The sequence below is a fragment of the Streptomyces sp. NPDC054813 genome (assembly GCF_053611365.1).
This window is the reverse complement of record NZ_JBSHAF010000020.1, coordinates 1-26,370: the sequence shown is the minus strand read 5'-3', so window position 1 is coordinate 26,370 and position 26,370 is coordinate 1. Positions and strand designations below refer to the sequence as shown.

Sequence of the window (26,370 nt, the reverse complement as noted above, 5' to 3'; positions counted from 1 at the left end):
CCTCTCCTTCGTGGTCATGTGCGGGTCCGACGGTGGCTGGTCGCGCAGTTCCCCGCGCCCCTATGGGGCGCGTCTACGGGGCCGTCAGCGGGCCGTACGCGTCCGGGCGGCGGTCCCGGAAGAACTGCCAGCGGTCGCGGACCTCGCGCAGCTTGGCCAGGTCCAGGTCGCGGACGACGAGTTCGGTCTCCTTGTCGGAGGCCACCTCGCCGACGAACTGGCCCTCCGGGTCCACGAAGTACGAGGTCCCGTAGAAGTCGTTGTCCCCCAGGTCCTCCACGCCGACCCGGTTGATCGCGCCGACGAAGTACTCGTTGGCCACGGCCGCCGCCGGCTGCTCCAGCTGCCAGAGGTAGCGGGAGAGTCCGCGCGAGGTGGCCGACGGGTTGAAGACGATCTCGGCACCGCCGAGGCCCAACGCCCGCCAGCCCTCCGGGAAGTGCCGGTCGTAGCAGATGTAGACGCCGATCTTCCCGACCGCGGTCTCGAAGACCGGCCAGCCCGCGTTGCCCGGACGGAAGTAGAACTTCTCCCAGAAGCCGGGGACCTGGGGAATGTGGTGCTTGCGGTACTTGCCGAGGTACGAGCCGTCCGCGTCGATCACGGCCGCGGTGTTGTAGAGGACGCCGGGCTGCTCCTCCTCGTACACCGGCAGGATCAGGACGATGCCCAACTCCCGCGCGAGGGCCTGGAAACGCTGGACGACCGGGCCGTCCGGTACCTGCTCGGCGTACTCGTAGAACGCCTTGTCCTGGACCTGGCAGAAGTAGGGTCCGTAGAACAGTTCCTGGAAGCACAGGACCTGGGCGCCCTGCGCGGCCGCGTCGCGGACCGCCTGCTCGTGGACCTGGATCATCGACTCCTTGTCGCCGGTCCAGGCGGTCTGGAACAGGGCGGCACGAATCACTCGGCTCATCGGGACCTCCGGTCGCTCGGTGTGCGAGGAGCCTAGAAAGTCCGAAAGCGGGCTTTGAGTGGCACGGTGTCACGTCTGCGGGCGCTCCGCGTGTCACCGTGTCACGCGGTCGTCGGCTCATGTTTCACCGCCGTTTTCCCAGGTCGTCGCATGTTTCACCGCTGTTGCGCGTCATGTGCGAGGAGTGCGATGTGCACGGAGGCCGCCTGTTCGAAGTCGTCGAGGTCGACGCCGAGCCGGGCCTGTATCGCCTCCAGGCGGCGGTACAGCGCGGGCCGCGAGACGTGGTGCAGCTGGGCGGTGCGGGACTTGTTGCGCCCGGTGGCGAGGTACGTCCGCAGGACGCCAAGGAGGTCCTGGTCGGTACCGACCGGACACAGCAGCCCGTCCAGCTCGCGCTCGGCGAAGGACTGGACGTGCGGGTCGTCGCGGAGCAGCCGGATCAGGCCCCGCAGGTGTACGTCCTTGAGGCGTACGACGGGTGGCAGGTCGAGGGCGTCGGAGGAGTCGGCGACGGCGTCGGCCACGTGCTGTGCCTCGCGCAGACCGGCGGGCACGTCGTCCCAGGAGGTACGGGGGCCGGCGGCGGCGACCACCGCCTGCGGCTGAGCCGCCTCGCCGTGCAGCCGGACGGCGAAGTGCGTGGCGAGGGCGTCGGCGTCCTGGTCGCGGGCGAGACTGAGCAGGACGGCGGTGACACGTTCGGTGAGCTCGGCGACGAGTCCGGGCAGTCCCAACAGGCGCAGGATCCGCTCCAGTTGGGCCGGTTCAGCGTCCGTGACGACGACGGGGACGAAGGTCCGCCGGTTGACCGGCAGTCCGGCCGCCCGGGCCCTGGGCAGCAGCTGCCGGGCCGGCACGACCCCGGAGACCAGGTCGGTCAGCAGGCTCTGCGCGGACTGCTCCTCCCAGCTGTGGGCGGAACCGCCGCCGAGCATGCGGTGCAGGACGAGGGCCTCGGCGCCGCGGTCGGCGAGCAGCCGCCCGGTGGCGGTGTCACCGCGGTAGCCGCAGAGCATGATCTGGCCCCAGCGCTCGCCACGGCCACCGAGTTCGGCGCGGATCCAGCCGTCGCCCTCGCCGCCGCCGGCCTGCCGGGCGATGCGCTCCCAGTCGCGCAGCACGTCGTCCACGGCCGACCGCTCCCCCGCGGTGGCCAGCACCCGGTGCGCGAGGTTGGTGACGACGACCGGGCAGGCGCTGTGCACGGCGACCTCGTCGAGGAGGCGTTGCAGGGGGGCACCGGCGGTGATGAGGCCGGTGAGGGCGGTACGGACCGACTCGGAGAGGCTGACGGCGGCGAACTTCCGCCGCACCAGACGGGACTGGACCTCCTCCGTCAGCTCGGCGAAGGGGAAGGGGCGGTGCAGGACCACCAGGGGGAGGCCGCAGCGGTCCGCCGCGCGGCGCATGGCGTCGGGTGGGGACGGGAAGGCGCGGCCGAGGCCGAGGACGACCGCGGCGGCCTCGGCCCGGTACAGGGACTGGATGTACTCGGCCTGTTTGTGCGCGTCGTCCGCCAGCAGGACGCCGGTGGTGAGGACCATCTCGCCGCCGGTGAGCATGACGCCGACGTCGGGCGCCTCGGCCACGTGCACCCAGCGGACGGGGCGGTCGAGGTGGGCGGCGCCGGCCACCACCTCGGGGTCGCCGGCCAGGACCCGTTCCAGGGAGAGGATCTGGCGGACCGACAGTATGGGGCTGTCTGTGGTGTTCGGGGGATCCCAAGTGGCGGTCATCTTGCGTGGTCCCTTGGTCGGGTTCGGTGCGTTCGGGGACTGCGGGCCGGTGGGGGCTGGTCGCGCCCGCGCGGCGGTAGCCGCATATCCGAAACAGCCCCGCGCCCCTTTGGGGCGCTTCAGTAGGCGCTTCTCAGAGCGCTTTCCAGGATCGCCGCGCCCTCCTCCGCCTCCGCCACCGTCAGCGACAGCGGCGGGGCGATGCGCAGGGCGCTCGTGTTGTGGCCGCCGCCCTTGCCGATCAGGAGGCCGGCTTCGCGCGCCGCTTCCAGGACCGTCGACGCGGCCTTGGGGTCGGCCTCGTCCGTGCCGGGCTTGACCAGTTCGACGCCGATCATCAGGCCGCGGCCCCGGACCTCCCGTACGCCGGGCAGCTGGGCGGCGACGGCGCGGAGGCGTTCGATCAGCAGGCCGCCCACCCGGCGGGCGTTGCCCTGGAGGTCGTGGTCCAGGAGGTACGACAGGTTGGCGAGGCCCGCCGCCATGGTGATCTGGGTGCCGCCGAACGTCGAGATGCTGTTGGAGTCCAGGCAGTTCATGATCTCGGAACGGGCGATCACGCCACCGATGGACATGCCGTTGCCGATGCCCTTGGCGAAGGTGACGATGTCCGGCGGGCCGCTCTGGCCGTGCGCCTGCCAGCCCCAGAAGTGCTCGCCGGTGCGGCCCCAGCCGGTCTGCACCTCGTCGGCGATCCAGAGGATGCCCTGCTCCTGGAGGACCTTGCGGAAGGCCGCGTACAGACCGTCGGGCGGGGAGGTGAAGCCGCCGACGCCCTGGATGGGCTCGGCGATCAGCGCGGCCGGCGGGCGGGTGTGGCCGAGGAGGTCGCGCAGGTCGTCGACGCAGGCCGCGATGAAGTCACGGTCGTTCAGCTCGGCGTACGGGCCGCGGGTGCGCACGCCGCCGTGGACGTACAGCGTCTGGAGCGGCGACAGGGAGGTCGGGGACCAGCCCTTGTTGCCGGTGATGCCGACGGCGCTGAAGGAGCGGCCGTGGTAGCTGTTGCGCATCGCCAGGATCGTGTTGGTCCGGCGGTAGGTCGTCGCGAGCAGCAGGGCGGTGTCGTTGGCCTCGGTGCCGGAGGTGGTGAAGAACACCCGGGCGTCCGGGATGCCGCTCAAGTGGGCGACGCGCTCGGCCATTTCGACCATCGGGCGGTTGAGGTAGAGCGTGGAGGAGTGGATGATCCGTCCTGCCTGCTCGCTCACCGCCTTCGTCACCTCGGGGAGGGCGTGCGCGGTCATCGTGGTGAGGATGCCGCCGAAGAAGTCGAGGTAGCGGTTGCCGTCCGCGTCCCAGACGTGCCGGCCCTCGCCGTGCGTGATCTCCAGCGGCTCGTCGTAGTAGAGGGCCAGCCAGTCGGGCAGGACCTGGCGGTGGCGGGCGAAGAGGTCGTTCACGGCTGTACCAGCCCTTCGTAGGCGTCGGGACGGCGGTCGCGGTAGAAGGCCCACTGCTGCCGTACTTCTTCGATCAGGTCGAAGTCGAGGTCACGGACGACGAGTTCCTCGCTCTTGTCGCTCGCCACCTCCCCCACGAACTGCCCACGTGGATCGACGAAATAGCTCGTGCCGTAGAAGTCGTTGTCCCCGTACTCCTCCTGGCCCACCCGGTTGATGGCGGCGATGAAGTACTCGTTGGCGACGGCGGCCGCGGGCTGCTCCAGCTGCCAGAGGTAGGCCGACAGGCCGCGCGAGGTGGCCGACGGGTTGTAGACCAACTGAGCGCCGTTGAGACCGAGTTGCCGCCAGCCCTCCGGGAAGTGCCGGTCGTAGCAGATGTACACGCCGATCTTGCCGACGGCGGTGTCGAAGACCGGCCAGCCGACGTTCCCGGGCTTGAAGTAGTACTTCTCCCAGAAGCCCTTGACCTGCGGGATATGGTGCTTGCGGTACTTGCCGAGGACGCTGCCGTCGGCGTCGATCACCACGGCGGTGTTGTAGTAGAACCCGGACTGCTCGACCTCGAACACCGGGACGACGACGACCATGCCGGTCTCGCGGGCCAGCTCCTGCATACGACGGACCGTGGGGCCGTCCGGGACCGGCTCGGCCCAGCGGTAGTGCTCGGGTTCCTGGACCTGGCAGAAGTAGGGGGCGTTGAAGACTTCCTGAAATCCGATGATCTTCGCACCCCGGCGGGCCGCCTCGCGGGCGTGCACCTCGTGTTTCGCCACCATGGACTCGGTGTCGCCGGTCCAGGTGGCCTGGACCAGAGCGGCGCGTACGACGTTGGCCATGAGCTGCTCCTTCTACGCCCGTAGAGGGTCGAAAGTAAGCCTCCTCGGAGTCCTTGCCAAGACCATCGTCGTTAAGCCGCCGAGTCGATCACGTTTCTAACCTGGCTGGCGGATGCGGGGGCCGGTGCGCCCGTCCGTCAGGAGGCGAGGCCTGCCACCCGCAGCGCGTGCAGCAGGTCCCAGTGTCGTTGGTCGGAGATCGTCCGGGCCGAGCTCAGAAGCAGCGGAACCAGGCGGTGCGGGTCGGGTTCCGCACTGTGCGCCGCCTCTTCCGGCGTGCGGACCTGGACGTAGGTGTCCAGCAGGGCCCGGACCTCGCGGTGGCGGCCCGCCGTGTCCAGGGCGAGGACGGCCTGGCCGATCTCGGTGGCGGGGCGGACGACGCCCTGGCGGAGGATCTGGCGGCCGTCGGCGGTCCGGCCCGCGGCGGTCAGCGCGTCGGCGGCGGCCACCAGCCGGGCGGCCGGCAGCGAGGCCGTCTCCCAGAGCAGCGTGGCCCAGTCCGCGCCGAGCCCGGCCCGCTGGAGGGCGTCCGCGAGCAGGGGGAAGCGGGCGGCGGGCCACTGCGCGGCCTCGGCCAGCAGCGCGTGCGCCTCGCCGGTGCGGCCCTCGGCCCGCAGCCGTTCGAGTCGCGCCACGGCCCCCGTCACGGCCTGTCCCGCCTCCGCGTCGGCCTGCTCCACCACCGGCTCGGGCCGCACCGGTGCCTCGGCGGCCCCGGCGAACCGGGCCCCGCGCGGTGTGCGACGGCCACCGGGGGCCGCGGGTACGGCCGCCTCCGGAGCCTGCGGCACGGCGGTGGGCATGGCCCCGTCCTCGGCCATCCCGGCGAACCGGGCGCTGCCCCGCCGGCGCTTGCGCTGCTGCTTGGCGGGAGCGGGGGCAGGGCCAGGAGCGGGGGCCGGTGCTTGGGGCGCCTGCGGGGCGGAGGACGGTCGGGCTGCGCCGCCGTCGGGCGTGACCCCGTCCGAGCGGCCGCGCATCGTCGTACTCGTCGCGGACACTTGCACGGTCACGGACGCTTGCGCGGTCGCGGTCGGTTCGACTGCCGGGCCGGGCGACGGCGGCCCCGGTTCGGCCTGTCGCTCCAACCGCCCCACCCGGGCCCGGAGTTCGGCACACCGGGCGGAGGCCCGTTCGTGGTCGTCGCGGGCCCAGGCGAGGTCGATGTCGAGGGACTCGACCTCCTCGCGGGAGTGCGCGGAGCTGTACGCGCGGCCGAGCTGGGCCAGCCGTTCGGCGGCGTAGCGCTGTTCGCGGAGCATGACGTCGAGGCGGTCGCTCAGCTCCTCCCGGACCCCGGGCCGGGCGTCGTACGCGGCGAGCGCGCCGGCGTGCAGGCGAAGGCCCTGCTCGGTCGCGCGGGCGGCGGCCTCGGGACCGTAGGCGGTCGCGAAGTCCTGGAGAAGCGCCTCCACGACGTCCCAGGGCGGGACCTCCCGGCCGCCGAGGCAGGCCTGCATACCGTCGGGGTCGCGCTGCCAGAACACCGCGCACCAGCCGCCCCCCTGGTCCAGGCGTGCCAGCAGGCCATTGAGGTAGTTTGCGAACTCCCGTACCCGGCCCGGGAGCTGATCCACAGTCATCGCTCCACTCCCGCCCGACCGGAACACTCCGGCTTCGTAGGCAACACCAGTCGTGTTACGAGGCTGCTACGGGGAGTTTTCAGCGGGCGCGCAGAGCCCTCATTACGGGATCTTGACCGATGCGCGTCACGCCGGGGCCAGGGCGCAGCGGGCCACCAGTTCGTCCATCGACAGGCCGAGCGCGCGGGCCAGCGCGGCGACGGTGAAGAAGGCGGGCGTCGGCGCCCGGCCGGTCTCGATCTTGCGGAGCGTCTCGGCGGAGATACCGGCCTCGGCCGCCACCTCGGTCATGCTCCGGCCGCCGCGCGCCTCGCGCAGCATCTGCCCGAGCCGCTCGCCGCGTTCACGCTCTTCCGGAGTGAGGGGGGTGCGTACCATGCCGTCAGTCTAAGCCGTCATTCTTAGCCGGTCTAGAAAGCCGGTATAGTAATTGGCATGGTGGAACTGAAGACAGACGTATCGATCGACGCGATGTACGGGGCCGGCCAGGTCCTCGGGCAGGCCCTGACGGCCGTCCGGGAGGCCGCCGCCGTCGGCGTCTCCCTCCTCGAGCTGGACGAGGTGGCGCGGGGGGTGCTGCGGGCGGCCGGGGCCTCCTCCCCCTTCCTCGGCTACCGGCCCTCGTTCGCGGCCACCCCGTTCCCCGCCGTCATCTGCGCCTCCGTCAACGACGCGATCGTGCACGGCATCCCGACCTCCTACCGGCTGCGCGACGGCGACCTGGTCTCCATCGACTGCGGCGCCGAGCTCGACGGCTGGGTCGGCGACTCGGCGATCAGCTTCACGGTCGGCAGGCCGCGCCCGGAGGACGTACGGCTCGTCGAGACGGCCGAGCGGGCCCTGGCGGCGGGCATCGCTGCGGCGGTCGTCGGCAACCGCATCGGCGACATCGCGCACGCCGTCGGCACCGTCTGCCGCGAGGCCGGCTACGGCATCCCGCAGGGCTTCGGCGGGCACGGCGTGGGCCGCCGTATGCACGAGGACCCGGAGGTGCCCAACGAGGGGCGCCCCGGCCGCGGTCTCCCGCTCCGGCACGGCATGGCCCTGGCGATCGAGCCCATGCTGATCGGCAGCGGCCGGGACGGCTACCACGAGGCTCCCGACGGCTGGACCCTGCGCACGAACGACGGCTCCCGCGCGGCGCACGTCGAGCACACCGTGGCGATCACGGAGGCGGGGCCACGGATCCTCACGGAAAGGAATTCAAAGAACTGACACAGGTCAGTCCCGCGAATTTCTGTCGCGATATACGGTCCGGTGCCGCACGAATGAGATTTCCCCAGCGCTGAACAAGGGCAGCCCCCCGTACACATATCCGTGACGGGCGGAGAAAAAGCCGCCCGAATCAGCGAAGGAGTTCTCATGGAAAACGTGCGCATGCGAGTTCCGATCCCCCGGCCGCGCCCTGTCGGCCGCTGATCGCGTGCTGTCACACTCCCGTCGGCGCGGGCCGAGCGAAGGTGTACCCGCCTTCGCCGGTCCGCGTCCGGCACACCGAAAGAATTCACCTCTTGACCGCCGTGGTGTGTCGGGCGATCTCCGTCGGATGCAATACCGCGGCCATTCCGGTTTTCCCGGGGACCGGCCGGGCGGAACGCGACCGGGTGCACCGGCGGGGTGCCGCCCCGCGCGCGACGGCCACCCGGGCCCGAAGTGCTGGACATGCCCCCCTCGGGCAGGCGTGCGAAGGTGGTGTGACCGGGCGCTGCAGGGGGCACCCGCGTGGACCGGCACGTCGACCAGCGAGCGCGTCCCGCCAGGCGCCGGGACGCCGGAACGGAACGAACGCTCATGAGCAGCGGTTACCCCGGACCGAGCGACTTCGGACAGGATCCTTTCGGAGAGTTCCTCGCCCGCTTCTTCCGCGGCGGTGGGGAGCGCCAGGGCCCCCGTCAGATCGACATCGGCAGGCTGCTCAGCCAGCCCGCCCGGGAACTGGTCCGGGGCGCCGCCCAGTACGCGGCCGAACACGGCAGCCGGGACCTCGACACCGAGCATCTGCTGCGTGCGGCTCTGACGGCGGAGCCGACCCGCTCCCTGCTCAGCAGGTCCGGCGCGGATCCCGACTCGCTGGCCACGGAGATCGACGGCCGCGCCGGCCCGGTCCAGCACCCGCCCGGCGAGGCACCCCCGCCGACCTCACTGTCCCTGACCCCGGCCGTGAAGCGGGCTCTGCTGGACGCGCACGACCTGGCCCGGGCCAGCGGCGCCGGATACATCGGCCCCGAACACGTGCTGGGCGCGCTCGCCGCCAACCCGGACTCGGCCGCCGGGCACATCCTGAACGCGGCCCGGTTCGCCGCCGGCCTGCCGGCGGACGTCCCGGACACCGACCGGGTCCTCACCGGCACGGACAGCCGCCGCCATACCGGCACGCCCACGCTGGACAAGTACGGCCGCGATCTCACCGAGCTGGCCGGGGAGGGCCGGATCGACCCGGTCATCGGCCGCGACGACGAGATCGAGCAGACCATCGAGGTGCTCTCCCGGCGCGGCAAGAACAACCCCGTGCTGATCGGTGACGCCGGTGTCGGCAAGACCGCGATCGTCGAGGGCCTGGCCCAGCGGATCGCCGACCAGGACGTGCCGGACGTCCTCTCCGGGCGCCGGGTGATCGCCCTCGACCTGCCCGGCGTGGTCGCGGGCACCCGCTTCCGGGGTGACTTCGAGGAGCGCCTGACCAACATCGTGAAGGAGATCCGCGCCCACTCCGACCAGCTGGTCGTCTTCATCGACGAACTGCACACCGTGGTCGGCGCCGGAGGCGGCGGCGAGGGCGGCTCGATGGACGCGGGCAACATCCTCAAGCCGGCGCTGGCCCGGGGCGAGCTGCACATCGTGGGCGCGACCACGCTTGAGGAGTTCCGCAAGATCGAGAAGGACGCGGCGCTGGCCCGCCGCTTCCAGCCGATCCTGGTGCCCGAGCCGACCGTCCCGGACACCATCGAGATCCTGCGTGGCCTGCGCGACCGCTACGAGGCCCACCACCAGGTCCGCTACACCGACGAGGCCCTGGTCGCCGCCGTGGAGCTGTCCGACCGCTACCTCACCGACCGCAGGCTCCCGGACAAGGCGATCGACCTGATCGACCAGGCCGGTGCCCGCGTCCGCCTCGGCTCCCGCGCCAAGGGCAGCGACGTGCGGGCCATGGAGCGCGAGATCGAGCAGCTCACGTGCGACAAGGACCAGGCGGTCGCCGACGAACAGTACGAACACGCGACCCAGCTCCGCGACCGCATCGGCGAGTTGAAGACGCGTATCGCCGAACTCTCCGGCGAGGACCAGGTGGACGAGGGGATGGACCTGGAGGTGACGGCCGAGGCGATCGCCGAGGTGGTGTCCCGCCTGACCGGTATCCCGGTCAGCAACCTCACCCAGGAGGAGAAGGAGCGGCTGCTCGGCCTGGAGGCTCACCTGCACCAACGGGTCATCGGCCAGAACGAGGCGGTCGCGGCCGTCTCCGAGGCGGTGCTCCGCTCCCGCGCCGGGCTCGCCAGTCCGGACCGCCCGATCGGCAGCTTCCTCTTCCTCGGCCCGACCGGCGTCGGCAAGACCGAACTGGCCCGCGCCCTCGCCGAGGTCCTGTTCGGCAGCGAGGACCGGATGGTGCGCCTGGACATGAGCGAGTACCAGGAGCGCCACACCGTCTCCCGCCTGGTCGGCGCCCCGCCCGGCTATGTCGGCCACGAGGAGGCCGGGCAGCTCACCGAGGTGGTCCGCCGCCACCCCTACTCGCTCCTCCTCCTCGACGAGGTGGAGAAGGCCCACCCGGACGTCTTCAACATCCTGCTCCAGGTCCTGGACGACGGCCGCCTGACCGACTCCCAGGGCCGCACGGTGGACTTCACCAACACGGTCATCGTGATGACGAGCAACCTGGGCTCGGACGTGATCACCAGGCGCGGCGCCAGTGTCGGCTTCGGTCCCGGCGGGGAGGAGGCGACGCAGGAGGCCCGCCGGGAACAGGTCCTCCGCCCGCTCCGGGACCACTTCCGCCCGGAGTTCCTGAACCGTATCGACGAGATCGTGGTCTTCCGCCAGCTCACCGGCGAACAGCTGCACCAGATCACCGAGCTGCTGCTGGAGCACACCCGCCGCATGCTGCACGCCCAGGGCATCACGTCCCACTTCACGGACGCGGCGGTCGACTGGCTGGCGGAACACGGCTACCAGCCGGAGTACGGCGCACGACCGCTACGGCGGACCATCCAGCGGGAAGTCGACAACCAGCTGTCGCGCCGACTCCTGGACGGCACAGTCACGGAAGGCGGCGAGGTGACGGTGGATGTGAGGGACGGCACCTTGGAGTTCCGTACAGAGCAGGCGTCCCGATAGGGGCGCGGGGCTGTGTCGATGTGCGGCTACCGCCGCGTGGTCGCGACCAGCCCCCACGCAGCCGGAGCCTAGGGCGCAGGATTCACCACCTGGGCCGACCCTCCACCCCGCCGCACCGTCTCCGCTGCCGCCAGCCACTTCCCACCCGGCAGCCGCTGCACCCCGGTAGCCGCCCCGATCTCCGGATTCAACGAGAACGACTGCCCGATCGCCTCCAACTTCCCCCTCACAACGGGGTCGTTGTACAGCGCCGGTTCCAGCTCGGTCTTCGCCGCGTTCCGCTGCGACGCCCGGGGCGCGGCGATCGCGTCCACCAACGGCAGATGCCGGTCCAGGAACTCGGTCAGCACCTGGAGCACGGTGGTGATGATGGTCGCCCCGCCGGGCGAACCGACCGCCACCACGGGCTTGTCGGCCTTGTCGAGCACGATCGTCGGTGAGATGGAGGACCGCGGCCGCTTCCCCGGCCCCGGCAGGTTCGGGTCGTGCACCGCGGGGTTCGCCGGCGTGAACGAGAAGTCGGTCAGCTCGTTGTTGAGCAGGAACCCGCGTCCGGGAACGGTGATCGCGCTGCCACCGGTCTGCTCGATGGTCAGCGTGTAGGAGACGACGTTCCCCCACTTGTCGGCGACCGTGAGATGTGTCGTGTTCTCGCCCTCGTAGGTGGTCGGCGCCGCCGTCCCGGTCGACCCCGGATGGTTCGGGTCGCCGGGCGCGACCGGGCTCGTGAGCACCGAGTCGTCGTGGATCAGCGCGGCCCGCTCGTCGGCGTACCGCTGCGACAGCAGCCCCTTCGTCGGCACGTCCTCGAACGCGGGGTCGCCGACCCACCTCCCCCGGTCCGCGAACGAGATCCGGCTGGCCTCGATGAAGTGGTGCAGATACTGCACCTCACTGGCCTTCGAGAGGTCGGTGTGCTCAAGGATGTTGAGGGCTTCCCCGACGGTGGTCCCACCGGACGAGGACGGCGCGATCGAGTACACCTTCAGTCCGCGGTACGCCGTCTCGGTGGGCGCCTGCGCCTTGGCCCGGTACGCGGCCAGATCCTTCGCGGAGAGCTTGCCGGGCCGGGCCTTCCACCCCGAACCCGGGTCCACCGGCGGGTTGTCGACCGTCGACACGATGTCCCTGCCGAGGTCCCCCCGGTAGATCGCCCCGATCCCCTTCCGTCCCAGCTCCTGGTATGTCCGGGCCAGCTCTGGGTTCTTGAAGGTCGACCCCACCACCGGCAGCTGCCCGCCCGGCAGGAACAGCTTCGCGGTGTCCGGGAAGTACCGGAACCGGGTCTCGTTGGACGCGGTCTGCGACCGGAAGGTGTCGTCGACGACGAACCCGTTGCGGGCGATCCGCTCGGCCGGCTTCAGCACCGTGCCCAGTCGTTCGCTCCCCCACCGGTCCAGCGCCGTCTGCCAGGTGGCCGGCGTCCCGGGCGTGCCGACGCTCAGCCCGCTGCTCACGGCGTCCGCGAAGGCGAGCGGCTTGCCGTTCTCCACGAAGAGGTCGGAGTCGGCGGTCAGCGGCGCGGTCTCACGGCCGTCGATCGTGTGCACCGTACGGGACTTGGCGTTGTAGTAGACGAAGTAGCCGCCTCCGCCGACGCCGGAGGAGTAGGGCTCGGTGACCCCGAGCGCGGCGGCCGTCGCGACGGCCGCGTCGACCGCGTTGCCGCCCTTGCGGAGCACCTCGATACCGGCGGCGGTGGCGTCCGCGTCGACGCTGGAGACCGCACCGCCGTAGCCGACGGCCACCGGCGATTTCGCGACGGTCGCACCACCGGGGGCGGGAGGCGCAGCCGCCCCCACCGACACCACAGCGGCCGAGACCGCCAGAACGGTCAGTTTCCGCGTGACAGGGCGACGCATCCGCACCTCCAGTTCCGGAACGTCCGCGCAGCGTATCGGCGGGACCTCGGCCCCGACAGCCACATTCAAGGCACTGTCATATGACCGCCACACTTCGAACACGGGTACGTTCCGGCCATCTGCGGCCGCTACCATGCGCGCCCATGAATGACGACCTGCGCAACATTATCCTTGGCGTCGTGGCCGCCGGCATCAGCGCGGCGCTCGGCTGGCTGGCCCGCACCTCGCTGTGGCGGCGCGGCCTGCGCCGCAAGCAGGCCTTTTTCGGGCTGCCGGAGAACTCGGAGTCGCTGCTGGTCGTCAATCGCGATCCGGCCACCTCCGAACCGGCGGTGCACCGCTTCGACGTGTTCGCGCTCCTGGAGCTGGCCGCGCTGATCAAGGACTGCGGCGCCAACCTCCAGATGGTGACCCAGGAAAACGTCCAGCAGGGCTTCGGCGAGCGCACCGAGTTCTGCGTGGGCGGGCCCGGGTCGAACCGGCGCATGCTGGCGCACATGTCCGCGATGCTGCCGGGCGTACGGGTCAACATCGACCCGGAACCGGGCCCGGACCGCGGCGCCTTCCAGATCGGCACCGAGCGCTACCGCCTCGACCCGGGCATCACCGAGTACGTCCTGCTGGCCCGCCTCACCGCCGGTCAACGTCCGGACGGGCGCCCGGTGTTCCTGTTCTGCGGACAGCGCGCGATCACCAACCAGGCGGCCACCCGCTACCTCGCCCGCAACCACGAGCGGCTCGCCCGCAAGCACGGCAACAACACCTTCGTGCTCCTCCTCAAGGTGGTCAACTCGCAGGCGTACGGCCCGGACGTGGTCGAACTCGTCTCGGACGTGACCCGCGCCGCCCAGGCGCCGCTGCCGCCCGCCACCACCGAGACGACGCGCTCCTCGCACCGCGCCTCCTGAGTAGCTGCACCATTCAACAATCGTTACCCGCACGTAACTTACCGACGGGTTACTTACGGTAAGAGGTTGCGGTTACCGTCTGGTCACTTTGCACTGACACGAGTGAGGAGTGACCCATGGGACGAGGTCGCACCACCACGAGCCGCCGTACCGCCACCGGCCGCCGCGCCGACCACCGCACCGCCGCTCTGCGTAAGACCGCCGCGGGGGCCGTCTCGGCGGCCCTGATCGCCGCCGGCGTCGTCGGCCTGGCCCCGGCCGCCCAGGCTGCCGGCTCCGTCCGCTTCGTCGACATCACCGGCGACGGCGGCACGGTCCTGAAAGCGAACGTCGTCACGCCCGCGGGCGCCGACGCCACGCGGCGCTACCCGCTCATCGTGCTCCCCACGAGCTGGTCGCTGCCCCAGGTCGAGTATCTGGCCCAGGCCCAGAAACTCGCCGACGCCGGCTACATCGTGCTCAGTTACAACGTGCGCGGATTCTGGCAGTCCGGCGGGCAGATAGAAGTGGCCGGTCCGCCGGACGTGGCGGACGCGTCCAAGGTCATCGACTGGGCCCTCGCCAACACCACCGCCGATCCCGGGCACATCGGCATCGCGGGGGTCTCGTACGGCGCCGGGATCAGCCTGCTGGCCGCCGCGCACGACAAGCGGATCAAGGCGGTCGGCGCGCTCAGCGGCTGGGCGGATCTGATCGACTCGATCTACTCGGGCCGTACCCAGCACGTCGAGGCGGCCGCCCTCCTGGACGGCTCGGCGACCCTCACCGGGCGCGAGAGCCCCGAAGTCCGGCAGATCTTCAAGGACTTCTACGCCTCGAACCTGGACCGGGAACAGGACATGATCGCCTGGGGGGCGAAACGTTCCGTCGCGACCTACGTCGACCAGCTCAACGAGAACGGCGCGGCCGTCTTCATGGCCAACGCCTGGAGCGATTCCATCTTCCCGGCCAACCAGTACACCGACTTCTACGGGAAGCTCACCGGCCCCAAGCGCCTGGAGCTGCGCCCCGGCGACCACGCCACGGCCGAGCTGACCGGGCTGCTGGGGCTGCCGAACGACGTGTGGACCGACACCGAGCGCTGGTTCGACCACTACCTCAAGGGCACGGACAACGGCATCGACCGCGAGCAGCCGGTCCAGCTCAAGTCCCGTACCGACGGCGGCTACGAGGGTTACCCGGACTGGAAGTCGGTGGGTGCCACCCGCAGGAAGATCGCCCTGGCCGGCTCGACCACGATCCACGCGAACGTCGACTCGGGCGCGGACGGCGGGGTGGTCCTCCTCTCCGGCCTCCTCGACCAGATCGCCCAGCTGCCGCCGGTCGCCTCGATCCCGCTGCTGCCCCGCCGCTGGGCCGCCGTCTGGCAGTCCGAGCGGAACGGCAGCGCCCAGCGGGTGCGCGGCACGGCCCGGCTGCACACCACCCTCACCCCGACCAAGGAGAGCGGCACCCTCGTCGCCTACCTGTACGACGTGGGCCCGCTCGGCCTCGGCAAGCTGGTCACCAACGCGCCGTACACCTGGTACGACCGCGCCCCCGGCAAGGCGTTCGACGTGGACCTGGACCTGTTCTCCACGGCCTACGACGTGCCGGCCGGGCACCGGCTCGCGCTGGTGGTCGACACGGTGGACCCGCTCTACATCGAGCACAACCCGTCCGGCGCGCAGCTGACCTTCTCCTCGCCGGTGGACGACCCGTCGTACGTGTCCGTTCCGCTGCGCGAGCAGTGATCTCCGGCTGCCGCCGGCCGGGCCTGGCCCTGGCTGCCGCCTTCTACGGCAGCAGCGTCCCCGGTTCGGCCGGGGCCACCTCGACGGCCTCGGTCCTGGGACTGCGCTGCTCCCGTCCGGCCACCCAGCCGGCGAACCACGAGAGCAACACGCACATCCCGATGTAGATCGGCGAGATCACCATCACCACAGGGATGAAGGGCAAATCGTAGTCGAGGTTGGATGCGATCAGTTTCCCGGCATGGAGGAACTCCTCGTAGGTGATGAGATAGCCGAGCGAGGTGTCCTTGAGGGCCACCACGAGCTGGCTGATGATGGCGGGCAGCATGGCCCGTACCGCCTGCGGCACCAGGACGTACGCCATGACCTGGGTCTTGCGCATGCCGAGCGCGAACGCGGCCTCCCGCTGGCCGCGTTCGACGCTGTTCACCCCGGAGCGGAACACCTCGGCGAGCACCGAGCCGTTGTAGAGGGTGAGACCGGCGACCAGGGCGGGCAGCGGCTGGACCTTCAGCGCCACGAAGACGAAGAAGATCATCACCAGTACGGGCATGGCGCGGAAGAACTCCACGACGACGGTGGCCGCCCAGCGCACCGGGCGGTGTTCCGAGAGCCGCCCGGTGGCCAGCAGGCCGCCCAGCGCGAGGGAGAGGACGGCGGCCGTCGCGAAGGCCGCGAGCGTGTTGCCGAGACCCCGCAGCAGGAGTTCCTGAATTCCCTTGTACGCGAAGGGCATCCACTTCGTGTACGTGAACTGTCCGGTGTCGAGGAGGAGATACAGGATCCAGGCGAGCAGGCCGAGGACGACGAGGGTCGACAGGACGCCGTACACCGCGTGCCGTCTTCTGGTGAGGGGACCCGGGACGTCGTAGAGCGCGGTGGTCTCGGTCATCGGGCGACCCCCCACTTCCGCTCCAGCCGGGTGAACAGGGCGCTGATGGCGAGGGTGATGACGAGGTAGCCGACGGCGATCCAGACGAACGTCCAGACGATGTTGTAGCCGAGCTCGCTCAAGGTCTTGTAGGTGCCGAGGAGTTCGGTGACGCTGAACGCGCCCGCAATCGCGGAGTTCTTGGCGAGCGCGATGAGGGTGGAGCCGACCGGCGGGATGACCGACCGGAACGCCTGGGGCAGGATCACCAGGCCGAGGGTCTGCCCGAAGGTCATGCCGAGGCTGCGGGCGGCCTCGCCCTGCCCCCTGGGCACGGTGTTGATGCCGGCGCGCAGCGCCTCGCAGATGAACGCCGAGGTGTAGCAGCCGAGAGCGAGGACCGCGAACACCTGGAAGGGCAGCACGAGTCCGAACCGGGGCAGGCCGAGCAGCACCGCGAAGAACAGCAGGGTGAGCGGGGTGTTGCGCAGCACGGTGACCCAGGCCGTGCCGAGGAACCGCAGCGAGGCCACCGGGGCGACCCGGAAGGCCGCCATCAGGAAGCCCAGGACCAGGGCGAGGGCCGAGGCGTAGACGGTCAGTTCGACGGTGCCGAGGAAACCCTCGGCGTACGTGCGGAAGTTGTCTGTCAGTACGTTCATGCCGTCCTCGCTCAGCTCGCGGGATAGCGGTCGATCGGGGGCGGTTTCGGGGCAGGGACGCCGGACAGGCCGAGCGTCGCGTCGTAGGCCTTCTTCCAGTCGCCGTTCTTCTCACGGGCCTCCAATGCGTCGTCCATCGCGAAGCGCAGGGCGGTGTCGTCGCGCGGGACGCCGATGCCGAACGGCTCCTGGGAGAAGGGCTTGCCGACGACCTTGAGTTCGCCGGGGGCCTTCGCCGCGTAGCCGATGAGGATGGCGTCGTCGGTGGTGACGGCGGCGACCTGGTAGGTGAGCAGGTTGTCCACACACACGGAGTAGGTGTCGTAGGCGACCAGGACCGCCTTCGGGTAGTCGACCCTGATCCGCTGGTACGGCGTCGAACCGGCGGCCGAGCAGACGCGTTTGCCGGTGAGGTCCTGGGGGCCGTGGATGTCGTTCTCGTCATGGCGCACCAGCAGGGACTGGCCGGCCAGGTAGTAGGGTCCGGCGAAGCCGACCAGCTTCTTGCGGTTGGCGTTGATGGTGTAGGTGCCGACGTAGTAGTCGATCTGGCCGTTCTGCAGGGCGGTCTCACGGTTGGCGGAGGCGATGGTCCGGAAGCGGATGGTCTCCGGGGCGAGGCCCAGGGAGGCGGACATCATCTTGGCGATCTCGATGTCGAAGCCCGAGTACACGCCGGTGGCCGGGTCCCGCTCGCCGAGGTAGGGCTGGTCCTCCTTGACGCCCACGACGAAGTGGCCGCGCCGCTTCGCCCGGGTCCAGGTCCTGGAGGCGGGCAGCCGGACGTTCCGCGCCACCTGGTAATGGGGAAGTGTCCCGGCCGCCGGGCCTTTCCTGGGCGGGCTGCCCTCCTTGCCGCAGCCGGCGGCTCCGGCGGTGGCGAGCAGTGCGGTGAGCAAGGCGCTCAGCAGAGCCGGGGCGGCGGGCAGACGGGGGGTACGGCGCATGGGTCGCACTCCCCGCTCAGTGCTTGAGGATCGTGGAGTGGAAGTCCCTGGCACGCTCGCTGCGCGGGGCGGTGGAGAACTCCTCCGGGGCGCGGTCCATGCCGTCCCGGGCCGGCTGTCGCATGACCACCAGGACCTCGTCGGCGGCGTCCCCCCTGCCGACGGTGAGACCGACGTCCCGCGGGACATGGAGCTCGCCGTAGTACTTGTCGACGTCGCGCAGCTCGATCAAAGGATCGACGGCCATCCGCAGCCCTACCCACTCTCAGCTGTGTCGTGGTTGCCGCAAACTATCCAGCCGCGAGACGACTTAAGGCACGACACGCACTTTTCGGGCATTAGCCGTATTTACACGGTCTTTATCGCTGGGGTGGCGAGGCGGTGATCGATGCGGTGATCGCCGTTCGTACGGCCGCAGGTCAGGCTTCGGCGACCTCCGCGTAGAGCTGGGAGAGCTCGGGGACTCCGCTCTCGGCCCAGTCGTGGCCGGACTCGACGACCTCGAACTCCCGCCCGGACTCCAGTCGTACGACCGGTTCCCCGTCCGCGCGGATCTCCCATTCCGCACCGGGCACGGTCCGGATCAGGACGGTGCCCAGATACAGGCCGGCGTCGGTGCCGAGCCAGGTCAGGGTCTCCTCGTCGTCCCGCCAGCGCGGGACCAACTGGTCGAGGGCCTCCAGCGAGGCCGGGGTGTCGTCGAGCGTGACACCGTCCTCGGCCGCCTGGGCGCGCAGCAGCTCGCACTCGGCGAGCAGATCGGGGTCGGCGATCAGGGGCACGTCACCGGTCTTGGTGTGCCTGTTACCCAGGAAGGGGATGTTCATGGACCCAGGTTGACACTTACACGTCCAGATCCACCACCACCGGAGCGTGATCGGAGGCGCCCTTTCCCTTGCGCTCCTCGCGGTCGACGTAGGAGTCCTGCACGGCCTTGGCAAAGGGTTCGTTGCCGTACACCAGGTCGATGCGCATGCCGCGGTTCTTGGGGAAGGCGAGCTGGCGGTAGTCCCAGTAGGTGTAGGGGTGGTCGTACTTCAGGGGGCGCGGGACCACGTCGGACAGGCCGGTCTCGCGCAGCGCGGTCAGGGCGGCCCGCTCGGCCGGGGTGACATGGGTGAGGCCCTCGAAGGCGGCCGTGTCGAAGACGTCGTCGTCCGTCGGCGCCACGTTGTAGTCGCCGAGGACCGCGAAGGGGCGGCTGCCGCCCGCATCCCCGGCCACGGCCGCCTTGAGGGCCTCGAACCACTGGAGCTTGTAGGCGTAGTGCGGGTGGTCCACCTCGCGGCCGTTGGGCACGTACACCGACCAGACGCGGACCGGGCCGCAGGTCGCCGAGATCGCGCGGGGCTCCACGCTCCCGTCGTAGCCGGGGTCGCCGGGCAGGCCCTTGACGACGTCCGCCAGGCCGACCCTGGACAGCACCGCCACGCCGTTCCACCGGCCGGTGGCGTGGACCGCCGCCTCGTAGCCCAGCTCGCGCAGTTGCTCGACCGGGAACTGCGCCTCGGCGACCTTGGCCTCCTGGAGGCAGAGCACGTCGGTGCCGCTGCTCTCCAGCCAGGCGAGGAGCCTCGGCAGGCGGGCGGTGATCGAGTTCACGTTCCAGGTCGCGATGCGCATGCCTGACAACCTACCGGGCCCCTCTGACAACGTGCCTCAGACGTCCGCCGAGGCCCCCGGGGCCAGCCGCTGGTGGTCCGCGCCGCCCAGAGCGCCGATCTGGCGGTCGTAGATCGGGCGGGCCAGGTCGGTGAGCAGGGCGTCGTGGATGTCGTAGGCGCGCCGCGGCTTCACCTCACGCACGTAGTCGATGACCTCGGAGATCTTGTTCCAGGGGGCCATCACCGGGAGCATCAGCGTCTCGACGGGGTGGTCGGGAACGGTGAGGGCGTCGCCGGGGTGGAAGACCTTGCCGCCGTCGATCAGGTAGCCGACGTTGGTGATGCGCGGGATGTCGGGGTGGATCACCGCGTGCAGTTCGCCGTGCACCTGGACGTCGAAGCCGGCGGCGGTGAAGGTGTCGCCGTGGCCGACGGTGTGCACCCGGCCCGGGAAGGCCGCCGCGAGCCGGTCGGCGACGGACTTCAGGGTCCAGATCTCGGCGGCCGGGTCGGCGTCCAGCGCGGCCCGCAGCCGGCCCTCGTCGAAGTGGTCGGGGTGCTCGTGCGTGATCAGGATCGCGTCGGCGCCGACCGCCGCGTCCTCCTCGCTGAACCCGCCGGGGTCCAGGACGAGCGTGCGCCCGTCCTTCTCCAGGCGCACGCACGCGTGGGACTTCTTCGTGAGCTTCATGGTCACCATCCTGCCCCCGGGCCGTCCGTCAGTCCTCGGGAGTGGTCTCCTCACGGATGATCTGCTGGGCGACCCGGAACGCGCTGTTCGCCGCCGGCACTCCGCAGTACACCGCCGCCTGGAGCAGGACCTCCTTGATCTCGCCCGGGGTGAGGCCGTTGCGCAGGGCCGCCCGGACGTGGAAGCCCAGCTCGTCCAGGTGGCCGCCCGCGACCAGCGCGGTGAGCGTGACGCAGCTGCGCGAGCGCCGGTCGAGTCCGGGCCGGTCCCAGATCTCGCCCCACGCGTAGCGGGTGACGAACTCCTGGAAGTCCCCGGAGAACTCGTCGGCCTGGGCCAGCGCCCGGTCCACATGCGCGTCCCCGAGCACCTCACGGCGGACCTTCAGGCCCGCGTCGTAGGGGTCTGGTCGCCCGAGCGGCTGTGGCACCGCGACGGCCGGGGCGATCTCGGCGAGGGGCGTGACCTGCGGGGCTACCTGGGGCACGGCCTGCGGGGCGGCGGGCAGGACCGGCTTCGGCGGGGCGGCCGGGATGGCCATCTGGCCGGTGGTCGAGTCGTAGGCGGGCTGCCAGGCGGTGGAGAAGTGCCGCACCAGCAGGTCGGTGACGGCGGCGGGCTGCTCGACCGGGACCAGATGGGAGGCGCCGGGCACCACGGCGAGCCGGGCGTCCGGGATCCCGGCGACCAGGGTGCGGGCCTCGGCGGGGCCGGTGACCTGGTCGTCCGAGCCGACCAGGACGAGCGTGGGCACGCCGATCCGGGCGAGTTCATGGCGTACGTCGAAGCCCGCCAGGGCCTCGCAGGCGGTGATGTAGCAGCCGGGGTCGGTGGTGCGCACCATCTGGACGGCCCACTCGGTGATCGCGGGCTGCGCGGCGGCGAACCCGCCGGTGAACCAGCGCTCGGGCGAGGTCCGGGCTATCGGGTCCAGGCCGTTCGTCCGTACGATCACACCGCGCTGCCGGAACTCGTCCGCCGTCCCGAACCGGGGTGAGGCGGCGACCAGCGCGAGCGAGGCGATCCGCTCCGGGTGCCGCAGGGCCAGCTCGATGCCGACGGCACCGCCGAGCGCGCAGCCCGCGTAGCCGAAGCGCTGGACGCCGAAGGAGTCGAGCGTGGCCAGCAGCCGGGCGGTCAGTTCGGTGACGGAACCGGCCGGGTGTGCCGGGGAGCCGCCGTGGCCGGGAAGGTCGTAACGGAAGACCCGCCACTGCTGGGTCAACTCCGGGACCTGCCGGTCCCACATGTGCCATGTGGTACCCAGTGAGGGACCCAGGATCAGGACAGGAGCGTCTTCTGGCCCGTCAAAGCGGTATTGCAGGGTGTTCGCTGGCGTCTCACTCACCTGCCTGACCCTCTCATCTGTCACGACAGCCCCTATGAGCGGGGGGCTGGCTGTAGCTGTTTGACCAGGTGGAAGACCTCGCGTGTCGCGTAGCGTTTGAGGCAACGGACGATTTCGCGCCGGGTCTTGCCCTCCTTGATCCGGCGCTCGTAGTAGTCCTGGGTGCGCGAGTCGACCCGCAGGCGGGTGAACACGATGCGGTGGAGTGCCGCGTTGGCGTGCCGGTCGCCGCCACGGTTGAGGCGACGGAAATGCCGGCGTCCCGAGGAACGCTCGACAGGGCTGACCCCGCACAGCGCGGCGAACGATGCCTCACTGTCCAGCCGTTCCGGGTTGTCCCCCACCGTGATCAGCAACGTGACCGCCGTGTCCGGGCCGATCCCCACCACGTCGAGCAGCTGCGGGGCATGCCGTTCCACGAGCCGGGCAAGACGAGCCTCTACATCCCGGATCTCCTCGGAGAGCCGGCCGATCCGGTGAGCCAGCAGGCCCAGCGTGATCCGGGTGGCCTGCACCACCGACTCCGCGCCGACCTCCTCGCAACCACACGCATCGGTGAACTGTGCGCAGGTACGAAAGAGTTCGGCATTGCCCAGTCCGGCCAGTTCTTCCCGTAAAGCGGGATCAGCAGTAACAAGGACGGCCTTGAGCTGATTGATGGCCGTAGTGCGGGCCTTGACGGCCGACGCCTTCGTGAGTTTGTACATTCTCGCGATCTGCACCGGCCCGTCGCCCGTTTTGGCCCGGGCGCTGGCCCGCCCGCTCAACACGGCTCGCGCAGCATTCTGGGCATCGAGCGGATCCGACTTGCCGCGCCGACGACGATCCGCCCGGTCCATCCAGTTCACGTCAAACACGTCTATGCCCTGGGCCAGCAGATAGCGGGACAGAGACGCCCCGTAGGAGCCGGTCCCCTCCACTCCGGCCCGCCTCACGGTTCCCGACTTCCTGGCCCACTTCAGCAGATCGCGGTATCCAGCCGCGGTGGCCGGGAACTCGTCAGTGGCGAGCACCGCCCCCGTCAAGGAGAGCACCGCAGCCACATGGGCGTCCCGGTGCGTGTCCACTCCCAGCACCACCTCCCCCACAGGGCGACGAGGGCGAGCCCGCGGAGCAGGCGTCGTACTGGACAGTGCCGAGCCACGCATGCCCGTTCCCCTTCCGGCCCGATGACGTATCGCGTTGCCGGTACCGAGCCGCGTCAGACGGTCAGAATCGTGAGGACGCCACAACAATCGACAGGCCCCTATCGGGACACACCCCGCCAGCCCGGCACCGACAACGCACCATCCCCGGCCAACGGCCGACACCGTGTGACTGAGACACTTCGGTCAGAAATATCATGAGTCAGACCATTGGCCCGGGACAGCACCCATCCATACTCCCGCCCCCATCTCGCTACCACCCAGGAACCGCAGGACATGCTCAACCCCCTTCACGAACACCCCGAACCTGATCCCGGCCGAGCACAACAGCGCACGAAGGCAAGCGGCGCGATCAGGAGTCGCCAGCCGCAAGAGCGGCGACCCGGGCGCCGCCCTCGTCGGCTGCGTCACCGATCGAATAGGCGGCCGCCGACTTCGGAATCCATGCGTATGGGCCCCACCCGCCCGCGCGGATCCACGACTCAGCGCATGCCCCATGTCCTCATAGACCTCAAGATCATTATCGTGGAATTGAAATTCCATGCCATCCCGGATGCTCGAACGTGGAATCCCGAGTGCAAGTCCATGCTTCTTCGGCCGTTACGAGAGTAACGTCCTCATAGTAATGAGTCGACAAACAGCGGGCACGCCTCGGGACCCTCGATCAAATCTCTCCCGAGCCCGACTACGACAACGACCCACGGGCCTGCGCGGCACCAATCCGCCGATATTTCCGCCGGGCACCAAGAAGACCCGACCCAAGAAACACTGTCCGATTGGGCCTCAAGCGTCCCGGAAGACGGAGTTTCGTTCGTAATGAACTGGCACGCCACCCCAAAAATAGTCAACTGAAGCATCGACCATTAGCGGAATCCCCGCGAGCTGAACCGGAACACTGCAATCCGTCAATCAAAGCAGGACTGAATCTGATCTGCACGCCATCCAGGATCAGTGCGATCCCCTTGGCAAATTCACCCCAATAGCGCATCGCGGCTACTGACTCTACGAGCGCCATACGCCAACAGAAAAGCCCCCTCCGGCACAAAATAGCGATCCTCGGAATCAATCGACGCTCAGGAAGGTCCCCCTGCATTCACGATTTCACGATTACAACAGCCTTGGAATACCAAAAATGGAATCATCTGACTTGCGGTAGGCAAATCAAATGTAAGAGCTTCGCAAGATCTTCACCCGGCCAGCCGCTATCGCGGCAATCCTCTCGCGATCTCCAGCGCCACATCCACTAGCTCTCGAGAATTAGATGGAAACGCATCCGTACCGCCAAGGGGCAGGTATTTCACAAGATAATGCCGAAGCGTCAAGTTGTTATTTCTGACAAACTCACGGAGCGCAGCCTCACGCCATTCAGCCGTAAGATCACCCGAGCCATCTGATTCAGTCCCAGCTTTCACCTCAGCCGCGCGCACATCAGATCGTCGGAGTTGCGTATAGTACCACGCTTGAGCTGCCCCGATCCGTTCCCGATCTGACCCAGTCTTGAGATATTCAAGCAATGCGCGACGGACTCGAAGGCGCCCAAATGCTTCAATTGCCGGCTTAGCGAACCAACGCGTAAAACTAGGGTCCGGTTCATAGATCGCCGCCGCCACCAGTGGCGTGAAGAAGTCATCCGGGAGGCTCGACCTCGCCGCGAGGGGCCCACGCACCGCCCCCCACACGTCACGCGCCGCGTGCGTGTCGTGTGAGGTAGGGCTGACTTCAAGGTCGAGCAGCCGGGCCATCTCCAGCACAGACGCGAGGTAAGTCTCGGAAGCCTCGCTCGCCTGCGACGGCATCGAACCAGCGCCTACGGCGTTTTCCGGATCGCTTGCGCCGCTCCGTTCATGCACAGCCGACTCCTCTCTTCCTCCGGACCCCATGACTATGGTACGTACGGATCCCAAGCATCCGACCCTGGCGCAGGAAGCCCAAATCGCTCAAATGCCTGACGCGCCACGTCCTCAAGCGACATATATGCTTCGGGATCATATTCCCAATCATCGTACCCAGGGTGATAGTGGCCCGAATCATTGTCGAACATCGTAATGCGGCCATTCTCGTCGGCAGTGAACCTTCCGGCCATGAGCACCGGTGCTGGACTCTCGCCTGCTCCAAGGTCCGCTGAAAGACTAGTGTGGCCTCCGTTCAGCCGCGGCGACCCAAAATTAACGACATTGTCCTCAAGCGCTGCCGCGAGGGATCCGTCTCGCTTGACCACGTAGACGTAGTCCCCGGCCGCAAGCGGTTCACCCGGCTTGATCAAGGCATCTGCGGAGACCGGATCCTGAGGGTGATCGTTTACAAATGGGCGGTTGGCCCGCCACACATAGGCCGGCTTACAGGCATCACCGGTGTTGTGGACCAAGATCGAGATGCCGCCCGCGACAACATAGTACGTGTGCTACGCGACCCCTTCCCACCTGCGTTTTCGCAGGTCATCGGCGGTTTCGTACTCCGCTGGTGTACGTGGCTGTACGCTGGCGTCCGTGGTTGTTGCCGTCAGCGCTGCCGTCAGTGGTGTAGACCACTTGCCCGGCTACGGCAGGAGTGTCAGCGCGGGGACGTGGGCGGGCTTGACGACGCTGAAGTGCCGCCGGTCGAGGGTGGCTACCCGGTCCACGCCGAAGCGCTCGGCCACCGCGATGACCGAGGCGTCGACCCCACCGAGCGGGAAGTCGGCGTACTGGAGAACCAGCTCACCCATGCGCGTCAGGTCGGTGGGAGCGAGATGGACCAGCTCGAATGTTCCCCGGGCGACCTCGGCGAGGAACGCCGCTTCGACCCGGGGCCAGCGCTCCAGCAGCCAGCAGACCTCGGTCATGACCGGGCTGGGCAGCAGACGGCGGCCGGTCAGCGACGCCAGCAGGGAGGCGCACTCCGGGTGACGCCGGTCAGCCGCGTTGAACGCCGCAGCCAGGGGTCCGGTGTCCAGGACCGTGGCAATCACGCCGAGTCGCCGAAGCGCTTGCGCATCCGCTCACGGATGTAGTCGTCGTGCCGTTCAGCCAGATCCTCTGGGCCATTCACGCTGCCGATCAAGGCCAGCAGCCCGACCGGGACCGACTCCTCGGCCTCGCTCACGTCGACTGCCGGCAGCGACTGGGCAACCTGGGACAGTTCCTCATCCTGGGTGACGAGCAGGCGCAGGCGTCGCACCTGGGCCGGGGAGAGCCGGTCCACCAGGTGGTGCATGTCCTCGTAGTCGAATGCAGCGGTCACACCTGCAGTGTAGGACGGCCCCGCGGCTCGGACAGCTGAATCGTCAGAGGTTCACCCCCGCTGAGGTGCGGGCAGTCGCCCGAGGATCGCCAGGAACCTGGTCGAGATCCCGTGCGTGTCCTGTCTGGTACATCCCCCGGCGGCCTGCTCGCCGGAGAGGCGGTCCACGGGCATCGGGACGGTGCCGCTGCGCTGGCCGGTCCCGCGCCGCGGGGGCCGGCGGGGCGGGGCCTGCCGACGGCGGGCCGCGGGACATTGCTCCCCGTCGGCAGCGGGGCCGGCCACCGCCCTCGGCGGACCCGGTGACGGGCGTGGAGGGTCGGCCCCCTGGTCGGCCCTGTGCCTGCGATCCGGCCGTAGGACGGTCGTCGGCGACAACTTGCTCCGCCAGGAGCCCAGTTACGGTCAGCCGGGCCGGCCAGCCGGTCACCGCTCCCGCCGCCCGGCTACGGGACTGTCCTAAAGATGGCTCTTCCAAGAATTTCGTAGGCGTTGATCGTCTGGGTGTTCCTCGGCGCTCGTGCGCTGCGTTCGTGCAGGCTGGGTGTGTGTGACGTCGAAC

The 26,370-nt window shown here is 69.7% G+C and carries 23 protein-coding genes and 1 pseudogene; 4 read left to right on the top strand and 20 right to left on the bottom strand.

Annotated features, from left to right (window positions below; all coding sequences use genetic code 11):
- Nucleotides 1–73: 73 nt before the first annotated feature.
- The 6 genes from ACWGJB_RS33620 to ACWGJB_RS33595 form a co-directional block, all read right to left on the bottom strand.
- Complete coding sequence (locus ACWGJB_RS33620) at nucleotides 74–916, bottom strand: nitrilase-related carbon-nitrogen hydrolase (RefSeq protein ID WP_362570739.1); 843 nt, start codon at nucleotides 914–916, stop codon at nucleotides 74–76.
- 155 nt (nucleotides 917–1,071) lie between these two features.
- On the bottom strand, nucleotides 1,072–2,655 hold the full coding sequence (locus tag ACWGJB_RS33615; RefSeq protein ID WP_453383825.1) for a PucR family transcriptional regulator: 1,584 nt from the start codon (nucleotides 2,653–2,655) through the stop codon (nucleotides 1,072–1,074).
- 119 nt (nucleotides 2,656–2,774) lie between these two features.
- A complete protein-coding gene (locus tag ACWGJB_RS33610) occupies nucleotides 2,775–4,058 on the bottom strand; it encodes an aspartate aminotransferase family protein (RefSeq protein WP_453383824.1) in 1,284 nt (427 codons plus the stop codon).
- The gene (locus tag ACWGJB_RS33605) at nucleotides 4,055–4,897 is read right to left on the bottom strand and encodes a nitrilase-related carbon-nitrogen hydrolase (protein WP_360475018.1); all 843 of its coding nucleotides are present in this window, start codon (nucleotides 4,895–4,897) and stop codon (nucleotides 4,055–4,057) included. Before ACWGJB_RS33605 ends, ACWGJB_RS33610 begins: the two co-directional genes overlap by 4 nt.
- 137 nt (nucleotides 4,898–5,034) lie before the next feature.
- Complete coding sequence (locus tag ACWGJB_RS33600) at nucleotides 5,035–6,483, bottom strand: hypothetical protein (protein ID WP_453383823.1); 1,449 nt, start codon at nucleotides 6,481–6,483, stop codon at nucleotides 5,035–5,037.
- A gap of 126 nt (nucleotides 6,484–6,609) precedes the next feature.
- Nucleotides 6,610–6,861 (bottom strand): helix-turn-helix domain-containing protein, encoded by a 252-nt coding sequence (locus ACWGJB_RS33595; protein ID WP_360475023.1) that lies wholly within the window; start codon nucleotides 6,859–6,861, stop codon nucleotides 6,610–6,612.
- Nucleotides 6,862–6,918: 57 nt separating this feature from the next.
- Here ACWGJB_RS33595 and map point away from each other — a divergent pair, with 57 nt between their 5' ends.
- Nucleotides 6,919–7,698 carry a type I methionyl aminopeptidase gene (gene map, locus ACWGJB_RS33590; RefSeq protein WP_453383822.1) on the top strand — a complete coding sequence of 260 codons (780 nt, stop codon included), beginning with the start codon at nucleotides 6,919–6,921 and terminating at the stop codon, nucleotides 7,696–7,698.
- 576 nt (nucleotides 7,699–8,274) lie between these two features.
- Nucleotides 8,275–10,818, top strand: a complete 2,544-nt coding sequence (locus ACWGJB_RS33585) for an ATP-dependent Clp protease ATP-binding subunit (RefSeq protein ID WP_453383821.1) — start codon at nucleotides 8,275–8,277, stop codon at nucleotides 10,816–10,818.
- Nucleotides 10,819–10,886: 68 nt separating this feature from the next.
- Here ACWGJB_RS33585 and ggt read toward each other — a convergent pair whose 3' ends face one another.
- Nucleotides 10,887–12,680, bottom strand: coding sequence for a gamma-glutamyltransferase (ggt, locus tag ACWGJB_RS33580; RefSeq protein ID WP_453383820.1), 1,794 nt, complete (start codon nucleotides 12,678–12,680; stop codon nucleotides 10,887–10,889).
- A 143-nt stretch (nucleotides 12,681–12,823) separates the two neighbouring features.
- Between ggt and ACWGJB_RS33575 the strand changes: the two genes are divergently transcribed.
- Nucleotides 12,824–13,588, top strand: a complete 765-nt coding sequence (locus tag ACWGJB_RS33575) for a hypothetical protein (protein ID WP_453383819.1) — start codon at nucleotides 12,824–12,826, stop codon at nucleotides 13,586–13,588.
- 116 nt (nucleotides 13,589–13,704) lie between these two features.
- Nucleotides 13,705–15,321: a CocE/NonD family hydrolase gene (locus tag ACWGJB_RS33570; protein ID WP_453383818.1), complete on the top strand. Its 1,617-nt coding sequence runs from the start codon at nucleotides 13,705–13,707 to the stop codon at nucleotides 15,319–15,321.
- Nucleotides 15,322–15,364: 43 nt separating this feature from the next.
- On the opposite strand, the gene ACWGJB_RS33565 is transcribed toward ACWGJB_RS33570, so the two are convergent.
- The 13 genes and pseudogenes from ACWGJB_RS33565 to ACWGJB_RS33505 form a co-directional block, all read right to left on the bottom strand.
- The gene (locus tag ACWGJB_RS33565) at nucleotides 15,365–16,213 is read right to left on the bottom strand and encodes an amino acid ABC transporter permease (RefSeq protein WP_453383817.1); all 849 of its coding nucleotides are present in this window, start codon (nucleotides 16,211–16,213) and stop codon (nucleotides 15,365–15,367) included.
- Nucleotides 16,210–16,854, bottom strand: coding sequence for an amino acid ABC transporter permease (locus ACWGJB_RS33560; protein WP_453383816.1), 645 nt, complete (start codon nucleotides 16,852–16,854; stop codon nucleotides 16,210–16,212). The genes ACWGJB_RS33565 and ACWGJB_RS33560 overlap by 4 nt, the downstream gene beginning before the upstream one ends.
- An 11-nt stretch (nucleotides 16,855–16,865) precedes the next feature.
- Nucleotides 16,866–17,801 carry a glutamate ABC transporter substrate-binding protein gene (locus tag ACWGJB_RS33555; protein ID WP_453383815.1) on the bottom strand — a complete coding sequence of 312 codons (936 nt, stop codon included), beginning with the start codon at nucleotides 17,799–17,801 and terminating at the stop codon, nucleotides 16,866–16,868.
- Between the two features lie 121 nt (nucleotides 17,802–17,922).
- Nucleotides 17,923–18,048, bottom strand: a pseudogene (locus ACWGJB_RS33550) (amino acid ABC transporter ATP-binding protein); the annotation flags it as partial.
- A 172-nt stretch (nucleotides 18,049–18,220) separates the two neighbouring features.
- The gene (locus ACWGJB_RS33545) at nucleotides 18,221–18,628 is read right to left on the bottom strand and encodes a DUF6278 family protein (protein ID WP_453383814.1); all 408 of its coding nucleotides are present in this window, start codon (nucleotides 18,626–18,628) and stop codon (nucleotides 18,221–18,223) included.
- 16 nt (nucleotides 18,629–18,644) lie between these two features.
- Nucleotides 18,645–19,424 (bottom strand): exodeoxyribonuclease III, encoded by a 780-nt coding sequence (locus tag ACWGJB_RS33540; RefSeq protein WP_453383813.1) that lies wholly within the window; start codon nucleotides 19,422–19,424, stop codon nucleotides 18,645–18,647.
- Nucleotides 19,425–19,460: 36 nt separating this feature from the next.
- The gene (locus ACWGJB_RS33535; protein ID WP_453383812.1) at nucleotides 19,461–20,096 is read right to left on the bottom strand and encodes an MBL fold metallo-hydrolase; all 636 of its coding nucleotides are present in this window, start codon (nucleotides 20,094–20,096) and stop codon (nucleotides 19,461–19,463) included.
- A gap of 28 nt (nucleotides 20,097–20,124) precedes the next feature.
- The gene (pcaDC, locus tag ACWGJB_RS33530; RefSeq protein ID WP_453383811.1) at nucleotides 20,125–21,444 is read right to left on the bottom strand and encodes a bifunctional 3-oxoadipate enol-lactonase/4-carboxymuconolactone decarboxylase PcaDC; all 1,320 of its coding nucleotides are present in this window, start codon (nucleotides 21,442–21,444) and stop codon (nucleotides 20,125–20,127) included.
- Nucleotides 21,445–21,476: 32 nt separating this feature from the next.
- Nucleotides 21,477–22,592: an IS110 family transposase gene (locus tag ACWGJB_RS33525; protein WP_453383810.1), complete on the bottom strand. Its 1,116-nt coding sequence runs from the start codon at nucleotides 22,590–22,592 to the stop codon at nucleotides 21,477–21,479.
- A 1,199-nt stretch (nucleotides 22,593–23,791) separates the two neighbouring features.
- Nucleotides 23,792–24,439, bottom strand: a complete 648-nt coding sequence (locus ACWGJB_RS33520) for a hypothetical protein (RefSeq protein WP_453383809.1) — start codon at nucleotides 24,437–24,439, stop codon at nucleotides 23,792–23,794.
- Between the two features lie 32 nt (nucleotides 24,440–24,471).
- Nucleotides 24,472–24,954: a hypothetical protein gene (locus tag ACWGJB_RS33515; protein WP_453383808.1), complete on the bottom strand. Its 483-nt coding sequence runs from the start codon at nucleotides 24,952–24,954 to the stop codon at nucleotides 24,472–24,474.
- A 171-nt stretch (nucleotides 24,955–25,125) separates the two neighbouring features.
- Complete coding sequence (locus ACWGJB_RS33510; protein ID WP_453383807.1) at nucleotides 25,126–25,536, bottom strand: type II toxin-antitoxin system VapC family toxin; 411 nt, start codon at nucleotides 25,534–25,536, stop codon at nucleotides 25,126–25,128.
- Nucleotides 25,533–25,808: a hypothetical protein gene (locus tag ACWGJB_RS33505; RefSeq protein ID WP_453383806.1), complete on the bottom strand. Its 276-nt coding sequence runs from the start codon at nucleotides 25,806–25,808 to the stop codon at nucleotides 25,533–25,535. The genes ACWGJB_RS33510 and ACWGJB_RS33505 overlap by 4 nt, the downstream gene beginning before the upstream one ends.
- Nucleotides 25,809–26,370 lie beyond the last annotated feature (562 nt).

Bases quoted from the DNA above. Each gene is read 5' to 3' on its own strand.
- ACWGJB_RS33620 (WP_362570739.1), bottom strand. From the start codon at position 916: ATGAGCCGAGTGATTCGTGCCGCCCTGTTCCAGACCGCCTGGACCGGC.
- ACWGJB_RS33615 (WP_453383825.1), bottom strand. From the start codon at position 2,655: ATGACCGCCACTTGGGATCCCCCGAACACCACAGACAGCCCCATACTG.
- ACWGJB_RS33605 (WP_360475018.1), bottom strand. From the start codon at position 4,897: ATGGCCAACGTCGTACGCGCCGCTCTGGTCCAGGCCACCTGGACCGGC.
- ACWGJB_RS33600 (WP_453383823.1), bottom strand. From the start codon at position 6,483: ATGACTGTGGATCAGCTCCCGGGCCGGGTACGGGAGTTCGCAAACTAC.
- ACWGJB_RS33595 (WP_360475023.1), bottom strand. From the start codon at position 6,861: ATGGTACGCACCCCCCTCACTCCGGAAGAGCGTGAACGCGGCGAGCGG.
- map (WP_453383822.1), top strand. From the start codon at position 6,919: ATGGTGGAACTGAAGACAGACGTATCGATCGACGCGATGTACGGGGCC.
- ACWGJB_RS33585 (WP_453383821.1), top strand. From the start codon at position 8,275: ATGAGCAGCGGTTACCCCGGACCGAGCGACTTCGGACAGGATCCTTTC.
- ggt (WP_453383820.1), bottom strand. From the start codon at position 12,680: ATGCGTCGCCCTGTCACGCGGAAACTGACCGTTCTGGCGGTCTCGGCC.
- ACWGJB_RS33575 (WP_453383819.1), top strand. From the start codon at position 12,824: ATGAATGACGACCTGCGCAACATTATCCTTGGCGTCGTGGCCGCCGGC.
- ACWGJB_RS33570 (WP_453383818.1), top strand. From the start codon at position 13,705: ATGGGACGAGGTCGCACCACCACGAGCCGCCGTACCGCCACCGGCCGC.
- ACWGJB_RS33565 (WP_453383817.1), bottom strand. From the start codon at position 16,213: ATGACCGAGACCACCGCGCTCTACGACGTCCCGGGTCCCCTCACCAGA.
- ACWGJB_RS33560 (WP_453383816.1), bottom strand. From the start codon at position 16,854: ATGAACGTACTGACAGACAACTTCCGCACGTACGCCGAGGGTTTCCTC.
- ACWGJB_RS33555 (WP_453383815.1), bottom strand. From the start codon at position 17,801: ATGCGCCGTACCCCCCGTCTGCCCGCCGCCCCGGCTCTGCTGAGCGCC.
- ACWGJB_RS33545 (WP_453383814.1), bottom strand. From the start codon at position 18,628: ATGAACATCCCCTTCCTGGGTAACAGGCACACCAAGACCGGTGACGTG.
- ACWGJB_RS33540 (WP_453383813.1), bottom strand. From the start codon at position 19,424: ATGCGCATCGCGACCTGGAACGTGAACTCGATCACCGCCCGCCTGCCG.
- ACWGJB_RS33535 (WP_453383812.1), bottom strand. From the start codon at position 20,096: ATGAAGCTCACGAAGAAGTCCCACGCGTGCGTGCGCCTGGAGAAGGAC.
- ACWGJB_RS33525 (WP_453383810.1), bottom strand. From the start codon at position 22,592: ATGCGTGGCTCGGCACTGTCCAGTACGACGCCTGCTCCGCGGGCTCGC.